1 protein-coding gene is annotated in these 452 nt (G+C 54.2%); it reads left to right on the top strand.

What is annotated here, in order from left to right; all coding sequences use genetic code 11:
• Window positions 1-452: Myb-like DNA-binding domain-containing protein (locus JS756_RS39095; protein WP_205387486.1), on the top strand; the 452-nt coding region annotated here is incomplete at both ends.

Raw genomic sequence — 452 nt, 5'->3', positions numbered from 1 at the left:
GAGTACACAATTGCCGCTGATAAGGATACACCTTGGGGCGACTCGGAACTCGTCCTGCTCCTTGAAGGGCTGGAGAACTTCGATGACAACTGGGAACAAATTGCCAACCACGTGGGTACGAGGACAAAGGAAGAATGTGTGATGAAGTTCTTGCAGCTTGAGATTGAAGACAAATATGTCGACGATGTGCCAAACTTGCAGGGCTCTAACGGAAGAGACCCCGTTAGCCATGTCGAAAACCCGGTTTTGTCTGTGGTTGCATTCCTTGCCCAAATGGCAGAGCCTGCTGTTGCTGCGGCCGCGGCCGGACGCTCCGTGGAAGAGATCCGCAAAGAGCTGAAGAAGCAGCTTGGGAAAGGCTCGAGTGAGGACAAGGGCAAGGAGAAAGAGGGCGAGCCCACGAAGGCAGAGGATTCCATGGAACTGGACACTGCACGTGAGCAGGCTTCTGC

Origin of the sequence: Streptomyces actuosus, assembly GCF_016921115.1 — a bacterium.
Lineage (GTDB): Bacteria > Actinomycetota > Actinomycetes > Streptomycetales > Streptomycetaceae > Streptomyces > Streptomyces actuosus_A.
This window is presented reverse-complemented; position numbering and strand designations above follow the sequence as displayed.